General features: G+C 42.0%; 17 protein-coding genes. 8 read left to right on the top strand and 9 right to left on the bottom strand.

Annotated elements, in window-relative coordinates:
• Window positions 1-20 precede the first annotated feature (20 nt).
• A complete protein-coding gene (locus LJ658_RS10560) occupies window positions 21-1,400 on the bottom strand; it encodes an OmpA family protein (RefSeq protein ID WP_230546469.1) in 1,380 nt (459 codons plus the stop codon).
• Window positions 1,401-1,550: 150 nt separating this feature from the next.
• Here LJ658_RS10560 and LJ658_RS10555 point away from each other — a divergent pair, with 150 nt between their 5' ends.
• Window positions 1,551-2,840 carry an aminopeptidase P family protein gene (locus tag LJ658_RS10555; protein ID WP_230546468.1) on the top strand — a complete coding sequence of 430 codons (1,290 nt, stop codon included), beginning with the start codon at window positions 1,551-1,553 and terminating at the stop codon, window positions 2,838-2,840.
• Between the two features lie 68 nt (window positions 2,841-2,908).
• Here the strand turns inward: LJ658_RS10555 and meaB are convergent, their stop codons facing one another.
• The gene (gene meaB / locus LJ658_RS10550) at window positions 2,909-3,805 is read right to left on the bottom strand and encodes a methylmalonyl Co-A mutase-associated GTPase MeaB (protein ID WP_230546467.1); all 897 of its coding nucleotides are present in this window, start codon (window positions 3,803-3,805) and stop codon (window positions 2,909-2,911) included.
• A gap of 121 nt (window positions 3,806-3,926) precedes the next feature.
• On the opposite strand from meaB, the gene LJ658_RS10545 reads away from it, so the two are divergent.
• Complete coding sequence (locus tag LJ658_RS10545) at window positions 3,927-4,952, top strand: glycosyltransferase family 1 protein (protein ID WP_230546466.1); 1,026 nt, start codon at window positions 3,927-3,929, stop codon at window positions 4,950-4,952.
• Window positions 4,953-5,074: 122 nt separating this feature from the next.
• Here the strand turns inward: LJ658_RS10545 and LJ658_RS10540 are convergent, their stop codons facing one another.
• Complete coding sequence (locus LJ658_RS10540; RefSeq protein WP_230546465.1) at window positions 5,075-5,560, bottom strand: hypothetical protein; 486 nt, start codon at window positions 5,558-5,560, stop codon at window positions 5,075-5,077.
• 308 nt (window positions 5,561-5,868) lie between these two features.
• On the opposite strand from LJ658_RS10540, the gene LJ658_RS10535 reads away from it, so the two are divergent.
• The 4 genes from LJ658_RS10535 (at window position 5,869) to LJ658_RS10520 (ending at window position 9,127) form a co-directional block, all read left to right on the top strand.
• Window positions 5,869-6,060 (top strand): hypothetical protein, encoded by a 192-nt coding sequence (locus LJ658_RS10535; protein ID WP_230546464.1) that lies wholly within the window; start codon window positions 5,869-5,871, stop codon window positions 6,058-6,060.
• A 103-nt stretch (window positions 6,061-6,163) separates the two neighbouring features.
• On the top strand, window positions 6,164-6,925 hold the full coding sequence (nth, locus tag LJ658_RS10530; RefSeq protein ID WP_230546463.1) for an endonuclease III: 762 nt from the start codon (window positions 6,164-6,166) through the stop codon (window positions 6,923-6,925).
• Between the two features lie 116 nt (window positions 6,926-7,041).
• Complete coding sequence (recA, locus tag LJ658_RS10525) at window positions 7,042-8,055, top strand: recombinase RecA (protein WP_230546462.1); 1,014 nt, start codon at window positions 7,042-7,044, stop codon at window positions 8,053-8,055.
• Window positions 8,056-8,338: 283 nt separating this feature from the next.
• A complete protein-coding gene (locus LJ658_RS10520; protein ID WP_230546461.1) occupies window positions 8,339-9,127 on the top strand; it encodes a phosphatidylinositol-specific phospholipase C/glycerophosphodiester phosphodiesterase family protein in 789 nt (262 codons plus the stop codon).
• 16 nt (window positions 9,128-9,143) lie between these two features.
• On the opposite strand, the gene LJ658_RS10515 is transcribed toward LJ658_RS10520, so the two are convergent.
• The 5 genes from LJ658_RS10515 to LJ658_RS10495 form a co-directional block, all read right to left on the bottom strand.
• Complete coding sequence (locus LJ658_RS10515; protein ID WP_230546460.1) at window positions 9,144-9,938, bottom strand: DUF4249 domain-containing protein; 795 nt, start codon at window positions 9,936-9,938, stop codon at window positions 9,144-9,146.
• A gap of 7 nt (window positions 9,939-9,945) precedes the next feature.
• Window positions 9,946-12,279 (bottom strand): TonB-dependent receptor, encoded by a 2,334-nt coding sequence (locus LJ658_RS10510; protein ID WP_230546459.1) that lies wholly within the window; start codon window positions 12,277-12,279, stop codon window positions 9,946-9,948.
• Between the two features lie 172 nt (window positions 12,280-12,451).
• Window positions 12,452-13,015 (bottom strand): dihydrofolate reductase family protein, encoded by a 564-nt coding sequence (locus LJ658_RS10505; protein WP_230546458.1) that lies wholly within the window; start codon window positions 13,013-13,015, stop codon window positions 12,452-12,454.
• A gap of 22 nt (window positions 13,016-13,037) precedes the next feature.
• Window positions 13,038-13,601, bottom strand: a complete 564-nt coding sequence (locus LJ658_RS10500; protein ID WP_230546457.1) for a dihydrofolate reductase family protein — start codon at window positions 13,599-13,601, stop codon at window positions 13,038-13,040.
• Between the two features lie 18 nt (window positions 13,602-13,619).
• Window positions 13,620-14,000 (bottom strand): DoxX family protein, encoded by a 381-nt coding sequence (locus LJ658_RS10495; RefSeq protein ID WP_230546456.1) that lies wholly within the window; start codon window positions 13,998-14,000, stop codon window positions 13,620-13,622.
• Window positions 14,001-14,187: 187 nt separating this feature from the next.
• On the opposite strand from LJ658_RS10495, the gene LJ658_RS10490 reads away from it, so the two are divergent.
• Both LJ658_RS10490 and LJ658_RS10485 read left to right on the top strand, forming a co-directional pair.
• Entirely contained in the window at window positions 14,188-15,168 is a 981-nt protein-coding gene (locus LJ658_RS10490; RefSeq protein WP_230546455.1) for a GlxA family transcriptional regulator, read from the top strand.
• Window positions 15,169-15,183: 15 nt separating this feature from the next.
• Window positions 15,184-15,687: a GNAT family N-acetyltransferase gene (locus LJ658_RS10485; RefSeq protein ID WP_230546454.1), complete on the top strand. Its 504-nt coding sequence runs from the start codon at window positions 15,184-15,186 to the stop codon at window positions 15,685-15,687.
• On the opposite strand, the gene LJ658_RS10480 is transcribed toward LJ658_RS10485, so the two are convergent.
• Window positions 15,688-16,509 (bottom strand): family 16 glycosylhydrolase, encoded by an 822-nt coding sequence (locus LJ658_RS10480; RefSeq protein ID WP_230546453.1) that lies wholly within the window; start codon window positions 16,507-16,509, stop codon window positions 15,688-15,690.
• Window positions 16,510-16,928 lie beyond the last annotated feature (419 nt).

Here is a 16,928-nt window from a genome sequence, read left to right as displayed (position 1 = left end):
ATTATTTAACTGAATTCAAATTATTTTTTGAATTGAACACGACGGTTTAATACACGTCCTTCTTCAGTTGAGTTATCAGCGATTGGCATTGTTTCGCCATATGCTTTTACTTTGATTTTTTTAGCGTCAACACCAGAGTTAACTAAGTAAGTTTTTACTGAGTTAGCACGGTCTTTAGATAAAGCTAAGTTGTGAGCAGCAGTACCTTCAGATGAAGCAAAACCGTCTAATTCAACTCTTGAACCTGATGCACGTAGGTCAGCAGAAGTAGCATCTAACACTGGGTAAGATGAAGTTCTTAATACTGAACTGTCAAATTCAAATTGGATGTTGCTATAAGCAGCACCAGTAACTGAACGATTCATTGTAGTATCAACTGCTTTAGGGAATACGATAGCGCAACCTGAACCGTCAACTACTGTACCAGCTGGAGTGTTAGGGCATTTGTCAAATTGATCAGCAACACCGTCACCGTCAGAATCTTTTTTCAAATCGTTAACTGCATTTTCAACGTTAGTTACACGGCCTTTTAATGCCTCAACTTCTTTACGCAATGCTTCGTCATACAATTCGTCGTACATCATAGCAACTGGGTTAACCCACTCTAAGTTAGCTTTTGATTTTGAACCTAAAGTAAATTCTAAACCAGCATAACCGTAAGAGTAATGGTCATTGTTATGGTAACCTGCGTTAACACCATCAAATACGTCACCGTCGATGAAGTTCTCAGTGTAACCTAAGTTTAAGCCAACAGCGTCAGATAATCTGAATTTAACACCAACACCAACCGGGATAACTAAGTTAGTCACAGTGTGTGGATTAGTGTTAGTAGCACTTGCAGTGTTGTAAGTTTCTGATGTAATTGTTGGGAAACCAGGAGTGTTAGCACCGTAGATAGTAGGGTTAAAGTTTACTAAACCTGCACCTGCACTAACTAAGAAGTTAATAGCGTTTTTGCGACGCAGATAATCAATAGTAGCTACGTTTACAACACCACTGATTGTTCCTTGCCAGAACGGAGTTGAATATTTGATGTAGTTGTTACCAGTTCTCTGATCAGTAACGAAACCTCTGTTACCGGCAGTACCTTGTACTTTACCACCATGTAAGTCTAATTGCAGCGCAAATGAATGTGCTAATTGTTTTTTAACAGATAAGCCATAACCTAAGTTAACAACGTTACCAGGGAAATCAGAACCGCCGCCTGTTGCGAGCGTAGGTGATGTTGCACCAACGTTTAAGCCAATACTCCAGGTATTGTACTGTCCGCTACCACCAAATACCTTGGCAGTAGTTGTAGTCGATGACGTTGTTTCAGTGGTCTGGGCGTTTGCGGCACCTATAACCATCAAAGAAACAAATGAAAGAGCGACTGTTTTTTTTAATGTAGAATAGTTCATAGTTTTAAGATTAAACAATGTTTTAATTGTGATTTTTACCAAAAATAGTAATTATGTTTGAAACGATTACCAAATACTGTTCCAAAAATTATAATACCAACACAAAGAAATGAAAAATGTTCTATAACTAGTACAAATAATATTAATAGCATGAAATATTTACCTATCCAAAATAATTTATTTACAAATAATAGAAAAAATTTCGTTTCACGCATTAAACCGGGGTCGTTAGCTGTATTTCATGCCAATGATGAGTTCCCCAGAAGCGGTGATCAGGCCTTTATATTTAAGCAAAATCCCGATTTCTTTTACCTTTCGGGGATAGATCAGGAGCAAAGCATCCTCTTGCTGTTTCCTGACTGTCCTAATTCTGTATACAAAGAAGTACTATTTTTAAGACAAACTAATGAACACATTGCCGTTTGGGAAGGACACAAGTATACCAAAGAGGAAGCCAGGCAGGCGTCAGGCATTGAAAGCATTTATTGGCTGAGCGAATTTGACAACATATTGCATAGTATTATCAACTATGCCGAGAATATTTATATCAATACTAACGAAAATGACCGCTTTAGTTTCTCTGTTCCGTACCGCGACCTGCGGATGCTGGACGAATTGCGCGTAAAATACCCGCTGCACCATTATGAGCGGTCGGCACCTATATTGCGCGATCTCCGGCCGGTGAAATCAGAAACAGAGATCGAACTGACCAAGAAAGCCTGCGCTATTACCAAGGATGCTTTTGAGCGTGTATTGAAATTTACCAAACCGGGCGTAACCGAATATGAGATAGAGGCGGAGATTATCCACGAATTTATCCGTCAGCGTGCAACAGGCCATGCGTATAACCCGATTATCGCATCGGGCAAAAACGCAATAGTGTTACACTATATAGATAATAACCAGGTTTGTAAGGATGGCGATGTGATATTATTTGATTTTGGCGCCGAATACGCTAACTACAATGCCGACATGAGCCGCTCCATCCCTGTTAACGGCCGCTTTACCAAACGCCAGCGCGAAGTGTATGATGCCGTATTGCGGGTAATGAAAGCTGCGACCAAAATGATAGTAGCAGGGGCCGTATGGAACGAGTATCATGACGAGGTGGGTAAGGTAATGACCAGCGAACTGATTGGCCTGGGTTTACTGACCAAACACGACGTTGAAAAACAGGACCCTAAAATGCCGGCCTATAAAAAATACTTTATGCATGGTACCTCGCATCACCTGGGTTTGGATGTGCATGATTATGCCAGCCGTTATAAACCGTTTGAAGTTGGTAACCTGTTAACCTGCGAGCCCGGGATCTACATCCCTGCCGAAGGCCTGGGGATAAGGTTGGAAAACAATATCCTGATTACTAAAGGCGGCAATATCGATTTAATGGCTGATATCCCTTTAGAGGCTGAGCATATTGAGGAGATAATGAATAGTTAGGATATTGGAAGTTCGATTTTGTATTTGATTAATTAAATATGTAGAGCCGCAATTTTGCGTCTCTTTTTTTATGCTGAATATTTTTCTATAAAAGCATACAAATTAAACCCCTTATCAGTTAGAGCTTTAGCAAGATCCTGCCGAAGCTTTTTTTTGTCAATACCGGCCATGCGCTTTTGCCTGATCAGTTGGTAAGCTTTTTCGGCCAGCAAAAATTCTTTGCGGGTGTTTTTGCTGTCCCGGGAGGTTACAATAAAATCAGCTATCTCATTAATGCCTGTGCCGGTTGTGGCTATGGTTTTAAAAACGGGTGTTTCGGCAGTCTCTTTTTGGTGGATGATCTTTTTGAGGTTATTGGCAAAGAGATCCGCATCGACCCTGTCGGCTTTATTAATAATGAAAGCATTGGCAATTTCCATCAGGCCTGATTTAATGTTCTGGATCTCGTCGCCCGATTCAGGTACCAGCACCACCAACGTCAAATCAGCAAGGCCCGCGATTTCAATTTCTGATTGCCCTACACCAACAGTTTCTATCAGCACATAATCAAAGCCGGCTGCGCGCAGCACGTCGGCCATTTCAATAGTTTTGGCAGACAGCCCGCCCAATGATCCGCGGGTGGCGATTGACCTGATAAAAACATCAGGGCTGTTAAAGTGACTGCTCATCCGAATCCTGTCGCCAAGCAATGATCCAAAGTTAAATGGGGATGTTGGGTCAATAGCCAAAACCGCTACTTTATTACCTTTATTAACCAATCGTTCAATCAGGCTGTTTACCAGCGTACTTTTGCCCGCGCCCGGCGGGCCGGTTATACCTATAATAGGTGCAGGGTTTTTAAATTGAAGGGTCTTTAGCAGTTCATCGGCTCCGGGCAGGTCGTTCTCCACCATAGTTAACGCGCGCGCCACGGTTTTAAAATCGTTGCATGTTAGTATGGGTTGCTTGTTAATAGATACCGGCATCTGTGGATTTGAATATTACAAATGAATAAAAATATCGCAACATAAATTAATATAATCTTTATAATTGCAGCAAAGCGGTAGTTTAATGTCAAAACCCAGGGTATTAGTAACGTTCGATTCAATGAAGAACCCAAACTCGGGTTACTTCACCTACGGCAAAGGCCTTGGCGACGCGCTGATCCGACAAAACAATAACAGGTTTAAGCTAACCTATTATATGTTTAAAAATACCATTTACTTTTTTAATAAGCTGGTTGATATCATTTTCCTGTACAGGTTCCATGCTCTCTTCTTTCCGTTTTATAACAGGTTTGACGTGGTACATTTTACAGATCAGACCTGCCGGTTAAAACCGTACCGGGTAAATGGCAAAAAGATCATGACCATACATGATATTAATAAGGTGCACCTGTCATTTAGCAAGCCTCATAAAATAAAAAAGCATTTAAATAAGATCCGTCGCTATATGGCGCTATGTGACAGGGTAGTAACCATATCGCAATTTGTGGCCGATGATATCCTGCGTTTTATCCCGGAAATAAAAGATAAACTGAGTGTTATATATAATGGTGCGGATGAGTTGAAGGTGCCCATAGGACACGTGCCCGCTTATCAGCCTCAAAAACCTTTCTTATTTACTATAGGGTTACTATCCGTGCAGAAAGGATTTCATTATATTCCGTCCCTACTGGAAGGGAATAACTACGAACTGGTTATTGCCGGTATTGAAACCCCGCATAAAAGCCGCATTATAGAAGAGGCCGTAAAATACGGCTGCCTTGACCGCCTCACTATAACCGGCCCGGTGAGTGACGACGACAAAGCCTGGTACTACAAAAATTGTAGCGCTTTTGTGTTCCCCTCAATTGCCGAGGGGTTTGGGCTGCCCGTGATAGAGGCCATGTATTTTGGCAAGCCGGTATTTTTGGCAAAATTCACCTCGTTGCCCGAGGTTGGTGGCGACGTAGCTTATTACTTTGATAATTTTGAGCCCGCGTATATGCAAACCGTTTTTGCTGACGGAATGAACGACTATACTATTAATAATAGAGCTACGGCTATTATTGAACATGCGCATAAGTTTTCGTGGGATAAAACGGTCCGGCAGTATATACAATTATACGAGGACTGTTTGGCGCAGCAATAGCAAATCATCATTCCTGTAAGGGGCATTGCCTGCACTGTTTAGAGAAACAAGGAGAATTTTATAATACAAAGTGCAAACCATGTTTACACCGGCTTTGCACTTTGTATTAAAAGTTGTTGTTATTAATTCTTTTGAAAAGTATAAACAATATAAGCTGTTGTATTACCTACAGCAACGGGCGACTTTAGTGTCATGTACCGGCCATCGTTTTGCGCGATGTTAAGCTGATAGCCCTCGGTGACATTCTTAGCTTTATCGCCCTGGTATATTTTCTTGAACTGAAATACGGGATTGTTTTTATCCTGTGTATTATAACTCCAAAATATGGTTTGCGATGTGCCGTTAGCCAGCGTGTACATACCATCGCCACTATTAGTAAGGCGCCAGGTGCTGTTAATGAAATCGCGCGGAGGTGCCTGGTTAAAAACATCCTGCACAGCGCCGGGTAGCAGGCCGTCATAATTTATACCGGTTAACGTCCACGTCCCGACAATGCGGGCACGCGATGCACCGGTAGCTGCCGCAGGCAAACTTTTAACGGTTGAACATGCCTGGAAAATAAAAGCAAGGGCTATAACAGTAAATGTCAGCTGAATAATTTTTTTCATAATAATGATCTGTCTTTTACAATAAGGTATACATAAATCCTGCCAAGAATATCAAAAAAATTTTTGTCGGCTGGGCAACCGGCGGGCCAGCCGATTAGTATTATCCGCCCCGGTCTTCTCCGGTTGGCAATTTTCAATATTAACTTAATTACTTAACTGTATACTTAAATATATCCCCTTTGCGTTAAACAACCTGATATAATAATAAACCAGAAAGAAAAATTTCATTTAATTTTCATCTACACAAAATAAAGTGAAACTGGTGTACGTTATACATCGTATAACTGATCAACAAACAATAATAGCTTATGGTTGAAACCTTTACATTCAATGCACTCACTAATCACGAAGAAGTGAAAAAGGAAAATTTAAAAGATGATCTGGGAGCCGACGAATTGATGTTTTATCACTCGTTACGCGCTAACCTGGAGCTTCTGCAAAAAAAACCAAAACTTCAAACTATCCACTACATTTTAGATTATTCAAAAAGCAGCCGGTAGTTATTAGTGGTCGAAAGTCTTAAGTCCGAAGCCGAAAGTCAATTTCTTCTTCGGACTTTTTTTTACTTTTGGATGCCGACTTAAGACTTCGGCTTACACCTGCATGCTTAGATCAGAACGTTACCGCCATTTTGTTGATTATTTTTCAAAGCATCAGCCCGAAGCCGAAACCGAGCTGCATTATACAAATCCGTTTGAGCTGCTGGTGGCAGTGATCCTGTCGGCGCAGTGTACAGACAAACGCATTAACCAGATAACCCCGGCGCTGTTTGCGCGTTTCCCGGATGCTGCCAGCCTGGCTGCATCAAATACTGATGAGGTATTTACGTATATCCGCAGTGTAAGTTATCCTAATAATAAAGCCAAGCACCTGGTACGCATGGCTAAAATGCTGGTTGATGTTTTTGGCGGGGTTGTCCCGGCGGATATTGACGAGTTGCAAAAGCTGCCGGGTGTGGGCCGTAAAACGGCTAATGTTATTGCATCCGTAGTGTATGATGTGGCAGCTATTGCGGTAGATACCCATGTTTTTAGGGTAGCCGACAGGTTGGGCCTTACCACTAACGCCACTACACCGCTTGCTGTCGAGAAACAATTGGTAAAATACCTGCCGAATAACACCCTTGCTATTGCGCACCACTGGCTGATATTGCACGGCCGTTATATATGTGTGGCCCGCAGCCCTAAATGTGAAATATGCCCCCTTACCTGGTTTTGCCGTTACTATGAACGCACACATACCGAAAAGGCTTTAATAAAGGCTGAAGCGCAAAAATTAAAGAAAGCTAAAGATGCCAAACGCAAACGGTCATTAGATGGAATAAGCAGGGAACTGGCTAAACGCAGTGTGGATAAGAATATTTGATTGGTAGTTGCGGGTTAGGTAAGTTTACCTAAGGAATAATACTCTTTAAATTTTTTACTAAAAAAATTAGTATTATTAAAAATAACTATTACATTTGCTAAAGATATTATTAAAAGATGAGCAACGCAGATAAACTAAAAGCACTACAACTTACACTGGATAAGTTAGAAAAATCATACGGAAAAGGCACCATCATGAAGCTGGGCGATTCTGTAATTGAACCTACGGAAGTTATATCAACCGGTTCATTAGGCCTTGACATCGCTTTAGGCGTTGGCGGCTTACCTAAGGGCCGGGTTATTGAAATATACGGGCCTGAGTCTTCAGGTAAAACCACCTTGGCCATTCATGCCATTGCCGAGGCGCAAAAGAAAGGCGGCATTGCTGCCTTTATTGATGCCGAGCATGCTTTTGACCGTTTTTACGCTAAAAAGCTAGGGGTTGATGTAGAAAACCTTTTAATATCACAACCGGATAACGGCGAACAGGCGTTAGAAATTGCTGATAACCTGATCCGCTCGGGCGCTATTGATATTTTGGTGATTGACTCCGTTGCTGCGCTGGTACCCAAAGCTGAGATTGAAGGCGAAATGGGCGATTCGAAAATGGGTTTACATGCCCGTTTAATGTCGCAGGCGTTACGTAAACTAACCGGTACCATCAGCAAAACCGGATGCTGCTGCATATTTATTAACCAGTTGCGTGATAAAATTGGGGTTATGTTTGGCAATCCCGAAACTACTACCGGTGGCAACGCTTTAAAATTTTACGCTTCGGTACGTTTGGATGTACGCCGGATCTCACAAATTAAAGACAGTGACGAGGTATCAGGTAACCGGGTTAAAGTTAAGATCGTTAAGAATAAGGTTGCACCTCCGTTCCGCATCGCCGAGTTTGACATTATGTTTGGCGAAGGTATATCAAAAGCGGGCGAGATCATCGATCTGGGTGTTGAGCATAACATTATTAAAAAGGCAGGTTCGTGGTTTAGTTATGGCGATACCCGCCTTGGTCAGGGCCGTGATGCGGTTAAACAATTAATTTTGGATAACCCTGAACTAATGGACGAACTGGAAGCCAAAATTAAAGCAGAAGTTACCGGCGATAAACTGGTAGTTGAAACCGAATAATTTGACAGGATAACTGGAGTTCTGCATATCATATTTTATTTTAATAATATGAAAAAGCCCCTTCCGATTGGAAAGGGCTTTTTTTATTATACTGCTCATAATCAGGCGAATTTAATAATGACTATGATGAGTTAACCTGAGATTAAAATGAGATTAAATTTTCAGAAATCCTTTATATTGTCAAGGCAGAGTCATACATTTATATAAAAGTAACAAAAATGCTACAATATAAATGATGATACCCCCATTTAACTTACCCCTTAAAAAAGCATGGTTTTTACTCATGCTTTTTATATTTCCGGTTGGTGTAAGATCACAAACATTTACCCTTGCCAATGCTTTTGCCCATAACGATTACCGGCATAAGCGGCCCTTGCTTGATGCCGAGAATAACGGCTATACCCATATTGAAGCCGATGTTTTTTTGCACAAGGGTAAACTGGTAGTTGCCCATATTAACCCTTATTTTAAAAGCAAGCGTACACTCGAAAACCTGTACCTGGCTCCTTTATTTAAACAGGTGGCTGCTAACAATGGCAATGTTTATGAAGGTTACAACAAGCCGGTAACCTTAATGATAGATATTAAGACGGACGCCGGGAAGACTTATGTCGAATTAAAAAAGCTATTAGAGAAATACAAGCCCATATTATCAAGTTACGATACCGGCAAGGTTACTATGCGTGCGGTTACTATTGTATTATCGGGCAACAAGCCTTATGACAATGTAAAAAACGAAAAGAGCCGCCTGGCCTTTATTGATGAGGACCTGCGTAAAGTTGCCCGTGACACTATTGCCAACGTGGCCCAAATGGCTAGTTGTAAATACTCAAAACTTTTAAAGTGGAAGGGAAACGGTACTATATCGCCCCGCGAAAAACAACGGTTATGTAATTATGTTACCATGGCCCATAAAAATGGCGACCAGGTACGCTTATGGGCGTCGCCCGATAATAAAGCCGTTTGGAAAGAGATACTAAGCTGCGGTGTTGATCTGATCAATACCGATAAGTTGGTTGCCTTAAAAGACTTTCTGGTATCACAAAAGACGAGCCTTGCGGCATCAAATTAATCAACCCGCCGCCACTTTACGGAATAATAATGTTTTTATGCTGCGAGGTGTGTACGCTAAAATAACCCAGCACCTGGTCGGTATTAAAATTATTTGGCGGATTGGTGGGTGTTGTCGAATTAAACCCGTTTGATTTTTGTTGTGTAAATGTATACCAATACGTATACATATTAGCATCAATACACTGCATTTCAATATCTACGTGATCACCGCTTTGAAGCTCTATATCGTCCTGATAGAGTAATTGCTGTACAAACCGGCCGTTGTTAAATTGATCGTTGCGGGCAAATACCTGCTTTACCTGTACTCCATTTACTGTTAGCACAAAACGATATTGATTAACGGTATTCGGCGGATCCTGGTAATAAATAATAATGGTTTTTGAAGTTTTGTTGGCAAAGTGCTGCACAGATAAAGCAACAGAATCAATCGCTACTTTTGACGGCATGGTTGATTGTGCGATATAAGTCTTGCCATCAACCAGGGCATTTAAGGTATATGTTTGGTTATACCTGCCTAAAAATGAAGTTGAGTAATATACCCCCGGAGAACGTTCTATCAACGTAAAGGTTATGCCATTGTAATCAATAAGTTTAACCGTTGCGCCCCTTACCGGTGGGTAAACATTGGTATGATCAAGCGGGACAGATCTTGTTATCACCACGGTTTGTGGGCCTAACTGATCGGTCAAATTTCCCTCGATTACCAGTTGCGACGCCGCATTATTTAAATTCAGATCTATCACATTTTTACAGGAGTTTATTGTTATCCCCAGTAAAAATAAAATCGGTAGGATATACTTGATTTTCATATCTGTACTAATAAGTAAAGTTATACGTAACGGACGGTATCCGGCCAAATAAACTTGTTTTTACAGCTTGCGTACGGGTAGGATCATCCGGGTTGTCCTGGAAAGTAATGGTGTAAGGATTTTTACGGTTATATGCGTTATATAAACCAAATGTCCAGCTTGAATGGAACCTTTTATGCGGCTTACCTTCAAAAGTAACGCCAAGATCAAGGCGGCTGTATGCCGGCAGGCGGTCGGCATTACGTTCGCTGTAATAAAGGGTAGTTAGCCCCCCAATATTATACTTGCCGTGCGGATAGGTAACCGCGTTACCGGTGCCATACACAAACGTGCTTGACAGCGTCCACCTGTTATTCAATTTATAAATGCCCACTACTGACAGATCATGTGTCCGGTCCTGCGTGGCCGCAAAGTAATTGCCTCGGTTTACGGCATCAAACTGATTTTCTGTTTTTGACAGGGTATACCCGATCCAGCCGTTTAATTTGCCGTAGCGTTTTTTAAAGAACAACTCCAGCCCGTAAGCCCTGCCACGCCCGTAAACCAATTGCGATTCAACGTCCTGATTGGCAATTAACTGTGCACCATTTTTATAATCGATCTGGTTTTGTAACCGTTTATAGTAAACCTCGGTCGAAAATTCATATTGATTATTAACCGAGTTTTTAAAGAATCCTAATGCCACCTGGTCTGAAATACCCGGTTTAATATTATTGCTGCTCATTACATACAGATCTGTTGGCGAACTCGCCGTGGAGTTAGAGACCAGGTGGATGTTTTGGGTATTGCGATTGTATGATGCTTTTATTGAGTTTTGATCATTTAACTTATAACTGACCGAAAATCGCGGCTCCGCATTAATATAAGTTTGTACAACTTCGCCCGAATTATAGTTGGCAGAAGAGGTGAGCATGTCATTAGCATCGTAAGTATTAAATTTGCCCGGCCCAAGCAGCGAAAACAGGGCGACCCTTACGCCGTATAAAAAGTTAAGCTTGCTGCCTACTTTCCAGTCGTCTGATATATAGACGGTAGATTCAAGACCATTGCGCGTTTGTATAGTCTGCGGGTTTACGTCTGAGTTATTTGACGAACTGATATCGCCCGGAGAAATGGCATGGTGGGTACCGTTAATACCAAAATGCAGTGTGTTTTTATCGGATAAGAAATATTCAAAATCCTCCTTCAGGTTAAAGTCGCGTATTTTTGAGGTAACCTTAAAATCGTTGTTACTTGAAAAGCTTTGGACAACAAAATTGTAATCGCTGTAAATAAAGGATGTATTTAAAAATAGCTTATTGTTAAAAATATGGTTTAGCCGCAGCGTAGCGGTTTGGTTACCCCAGTTGGTTTCAAAATTATCTTTAAGCCCCAATACATCCTTGCCGAAATAGCCAGAAAGATAGACGGTGTTCTTATCATCAAGACGATAGTGGAATTTAGCATTAAGATCGTAAAAATAGAGGCTGGCACCCCGTGTGGCCGAATCAGGAGATAGTTTTAAAAACAAGTCGGCATATGTTCTGCGGGCGCTTATCATAAACGAGCTTTTGTTTTTCACGATTGGCCCTTCTACTTTTATGCGAGATGATATTAAACCGATCCCGCCCTGCACCGCAAAGTTTTTATCATTGCCGTCCAGCATTTTAATGTCTAGTACGGAAGATAATCTGCCGCCGTACTGCGCCGGCATACCCCCTTTGTACAGACTTACGTCTTTTATGGCATCAGAGTTAAAAGTAGAGAAGAAACCAAACAGGTGCGAGGCATTGTAAACCGTAGCCTCGTCCAGCAAGATCAGGTTTTGATCGGCCCCGCCGCCGCGGACATAAAAGCCCGTATTGCCATCGCCGGTCGACTTAACGCCTGGCAACAGCTGAATAGTTTTTAAAATATCTTTTTCGCCAAATATCACGGGTACGTTGTTTGCCTGGCTAAGATCAAGCCGATTCACACCCATTTGTGGATTATCCACATTGTCGTTTTTATGCGAATTACTGCTGATGGATATTTCTTTCAGAGTGTTGTTATTGACAAGCAACACAGTTAGCTGCGAATTTTTATTTAGTTTAATGGGCTGACTCAGGGTTTCATAGCCAATGTAACTTATCATCAGCGTATAATCACCCTCAGGGGCGGTCAATGAAAAGAAGCCGTAGGCATTGGTAGCCGCGCCATTTTGCTGTAATTCTTTTAACCTTACAGAGGCGCCAATTAGTGTTTCGCCAGTGGCAGCATCTTTAACGGTACCATCAATAGTATATCTCTTTTGAGCATTTGCCTTTGGGATCAGCGAAGCAGAGATCAACAGAAAAAAAACGTAAAAAAAAAGTCTATGCATATAGGCTCATTCCGTCTACTCTAAATCGATAAAAAAACGTTTGTCGACGCATATCCGGGAATAATAGGTCTTTAATGGCTCAAAGATATCACTCTGAGCGTATTATAACGTATAAATACGACAAATAGCATAAACAGGTTGCTGTTACCGGCGATATTTTTGAATACCGATTTTACCGGGTACCATAGCTAAGTAAAATAACTCCCGAAGATAGTGTTTGTGCGCACAGCAGGGTTAGATTTTGCCTTTTATTGAAAAGGGCTATCCCGCGCCCCAGGCTAACGGGGTATAACCAAAGCCGGTATTCATCAACCAGATTCAATTTTATAAGAGACTGTACCAGTTTACGGCTTCCATAAATAATAATATCCTTACCAGCCTGTTGTTTTAATTTAATTATTTCACGGCGGATGTCCCGGCTGATCAACAGCGAATTTTGCCAGTATAAATTTTTTAACGTAGTTGAGCAAACCACTTTGGCATAGCTGTTCATCATATCGGCAAAAGCCAGATCATCGCGCGAAAGAGAAAGCGTGTTACCCACAGCCGGCCAATAACCGGCCATTGCGCTGTAAGTATTTCGCCCCAATAATATCGTATCCGCCCTGCTTAGTTGTTCGCTTAATAACCGGCCCATGTCGTTAGTCCAGTTTTGCAGGTGCCAGTCAAGCCCACCATCGGGCCCGGCCATAAAGCCGTCAAGACTAATATTCATCGATACAATTATCCGCCTCATTCAACCCCACATTATAAGTCAATTATGCCGGAGTATAATGGAGTGCCACAATGCCCACTTCAAATGCCCGGATCTTTGCCAGTTCAAAGCCAAGTTTTTTGTCGAGCATTTTAAATATAGGTATGCCGTTGCCAATTGCTGCCGGGTTTATAAATAGGTGATATTCGTCAACCAATCCGGCTTTAATTAATGCTGAAGCAAAGCCCGCACCGCCGTAAGTGATTATATCGCCGCCCTCAGCAGCTTTTAATTTTTTCACTTCTTCCGCAATATCCCCGGTTGCAATAACTGTATTTTCCCAACCGGATTCCCTTAGCGTTTTAGAAAAAACAACTTTAGGCGTTTTAACCATTTTTTGGGTAAACTCATCAGCTGTTTCAGGGTTCTGCATTAATCCGGCCCAATGCGGTATAAAGCCTTCGGCCAGTTTACGACCCATAATTATGGTGTCAACAGGGGTGGTTATCACTCTGACATAGTCTTTAATATCTTCGCCCCATCCCCACGACATCCAGTCCATCTCGCCATTTGGGCCGGCAACGTATCCGTCAACAGATAGCTGCATCTGTAATTTTAATTTTCTCATGATATAGATATGTAAGGCTTATGCCTGTTTGGTTAATGCCAGCTTTTTGTGATAGAAAATATAAGCACAGGCAGCCAGTGCCAGGAATAAAAGCATAAAGTACCATGGTGCCTCAGGATGTGGGATGCTGTAAAGCGAATAGGTTGCAGCTATCAGATCAAATGTCAAACCCGCATATGCCCATTCTTTTAAGCGTGGAAAGCCCGGGATGAGGATAACTACAGCGCCCAGCATTTTTGCCACCCCTATAAACGGAACAAAATAAAGCGGATAGCCTAAAACATTATGAATGCCTTTTACCGCATCTGGCGATGACAGGACGTCGGGTATGGCCGATCCGAACATTACGAAAGCGAACAGGCCGTTAAATACCCAGTACAAAATTTTTGTTGTTTTCATGATTGTTAGTTTAGTTGTTGTGATTTAATTATTTAACTATACAAATGTACTATCGCAAACTAGACCCGGTAGCGTGAGGTTGAGACATTGTAAGGGGTGGTTTGAGACATACCGTTTTTTCTTAATCTGCTTTTCTTAAATTTGAAATATATAAATTCATGATAGCCTGGTTAATACAATAAAGCAAATGAAACATATCTCTATACTGGTACCTTATGATGCTGTTTTAGCCGCCATTTTTGACCCGCGGTATATGTTTAGCGCCGTTAACCAGTTTTTAACAGATGAGGGCAAGGAGCCTGCTTTTGACATACAACTGGTTGGCCTGGCGCCGCAGGTTCAATTAAACAATAACGCTTTCACGGTAAATACAGACAATCTTTGTAGCGCTGTTGAAAAAACCGACCTGGTAATTATCCCCGCTCTTAGCGGCGATCTGAGAACTAGCCTGGAGCGAAATAAAGAAATGGTGCCCTGGATAATTAAACAGTATGCTAACGGCGCCGAAGTAGCCTCCTTGTGCCTCGGCGCTTTCCTGCTGGCTAAAACCGGGTTGTTAAATGGCCAGGAATGTTCAACCCATTGGTTGTTTGCCAATGATTTCAGAGAGATGTTTCCGGAGGTGACACTAACCGACGGTAGTATTATTACCGAAGCAGACGGCTTATATTCAAGCGGCGGGGCAAGTTCATACTGGAATGTGCTGCTGCACCTGATTGAAAAATATACCGGCCGCGAAATGGCCATACGCGCCTCTAAGTTTTTTGCCATTGAAATTGACCGCAAGAGCCAGTCGCCATTTATTATGTTTAACGGGCAAAAGAAACACGAGGATGAACCTATAAAAAAAGCGCAGGAATTTATTGAAGAAAACCTCGCCGGAAAAATATCTGTCGAAGACCTGGCTACCCGCTTCGCTATAGGCCGGCGCCATTTTATCCGCCGGTTTAAAAAAGCCACCAATAATACACCTGCCGAATATATACAGCGTGTAAAAATTGAAGCCGCCAAAAAACATTTGGAGAGCACCTGTAAAAACATCAACGAGGTCATGTATGATGTTGGCTATACCGATGTTAAAACCTTCCGGACGGTATTCAAAAAAATCACGGGCTTATCCCCGATTGATTATAAGCACAGATATAACAGGGACGCGGCCGGTAAATAATTTCTATTTTTGAAAATGCTCATTCGCCTTGCAAATTTTACCGATATCCCTCAAATACTGCAGTTAATAAAAGAGGTAGTGCCGGTTATGAATGCGGCCGGCAATTTTCAATGGGACAATGCCTATCCAAATGCGGCCGTATTTGAAAGAGATATAACCTTAAACCAGCTTTGGGTGGCCGACGGGGATGACGGCATAGCCGGTGTTATTGCTATTACAACAGACCAGGACCCGGAGTATGCTGATGTTGGCTGGGATATCAATGAAACCGCTATTGTGGTGCACCGCATTGCGGTAAGCATCAATCACCAGGGCAAAGGTGTTGCCGCCCGGCTGATGCAGCAGGCAGAGCAGGTGGCTAATACTCGCGGCCTGAAAAAAATACGGATCGATACCAATGTAGTGAACGGGGCCACAAACCACCTCTTTCCTAAATTGGGCTATGTTTATGCCGGCGAGATCAGCCTGGCAACGCGCCCCGGAATGCGGTTTAGTTGTTATGAAAAAATATTGCGCTAATTAGTTTAGTGTTACCAAAATCCAGTCAACCATAAAACTGGCTTTGCCGGCTTTTATTTTGTGGACGGTACTCTGCGGCAAACCGGGGTACGGCTCTTTTACTTTATTAACGCCCTGCGGATAGGCGCCGCCCAGGGCCAGGTTAAGCAACAGGTATTTTGAATTATCAAAAACCCAGTTCCCATATTTTTCTACCAATGCTTTGGTTACGGTGTAGGTAATCTTACCGTCAATGCTAAAGGTTAGTTGGGTGGCGGCTATGTCCACCGCGTAAATATGCCATTGGGTTACATCAATTCCTTCAGGAAAAACATTGCGATAAATTAACGGGGTATTTCCATGATATGTTGGGCCGTGTATGGCATGGCTCACCCACGACGAATCGCCAACGGTTTCCATAATATCGATTTCGCCGGCATCGGGCCATTTGCCCTTCCCTAATATCCAAAAGGCCGGCCATAAGCCGTCGCCCGCGGCAATTTTCATCCTTGCCGACACCGCGCCGTACCTAAACTCATACTTGTTGCGGGTATTTATCCTGCCTGATATAAAATCATTAGATTTTTGCCGGTTACTGCTGAAGCCCGGGTGATAACCCGGCTGTATGGTTAATCGGCCATCAGCTACAATCAATACCGCTGCCGAATCTACATAAGCCTCCTGCTCGTTATTGTCAGCATGGTTGTTAATTTCAATGTTCCATACCGATCGGTTCAGGTCATTGCCGTTAAAGTCCTCAAAAAATAGCGTGTCCGGTTTTTTTTGTGCCGATGCGGCCACCCCAAAACAAAGCAATAGCAGAAGTAAACAAAAAAATTTCATTGATATGGTTTCCTATTAAACCTTTTAAAAAAGCTGTAGTCAAAACAATAATAAACCGCGTCGTATAACAAATGTACAATTTGTGACGTTATATTTCCTCCCACCTTAAACTATTGCTTAAAAAGAACTAAGCATATTAACCAACCAAACTGCAGCGCTACGCTATAAATACATGGTGCATAAAAGCATCCAAACAGATTCCTGATGGCTATTTATTGCTTTTTAGACCAGGTTGCTTTGTAGCAGTTGGTTTTATTTCCGCATCACGGATGTTGCCCAAATGAAATAGAGAAAGAATGTATTTTAAATATCTAAAAATAAATTAGTTAATAGAAAACATTCATAATTATAAATTAATAGAAAAACCAGCTTAAGCCAAATTTGTTAGTGATTCACAGCCATAGCCAATTTGGCTGTAA

This window comes from Mucilaginibacter sp. UR6-11 (genome assembly GCF_020880695.1).
Taxonomy (GTDB): domain Bacteria; phylum Bacteroidota; class Bacteroidia; order Sphingobacteriales; family Sphingobacteriaceae; genus Mucilaginibacter.
This window is presented reverse-complemented; position numbering and strand designations above follow the sequence as displayed.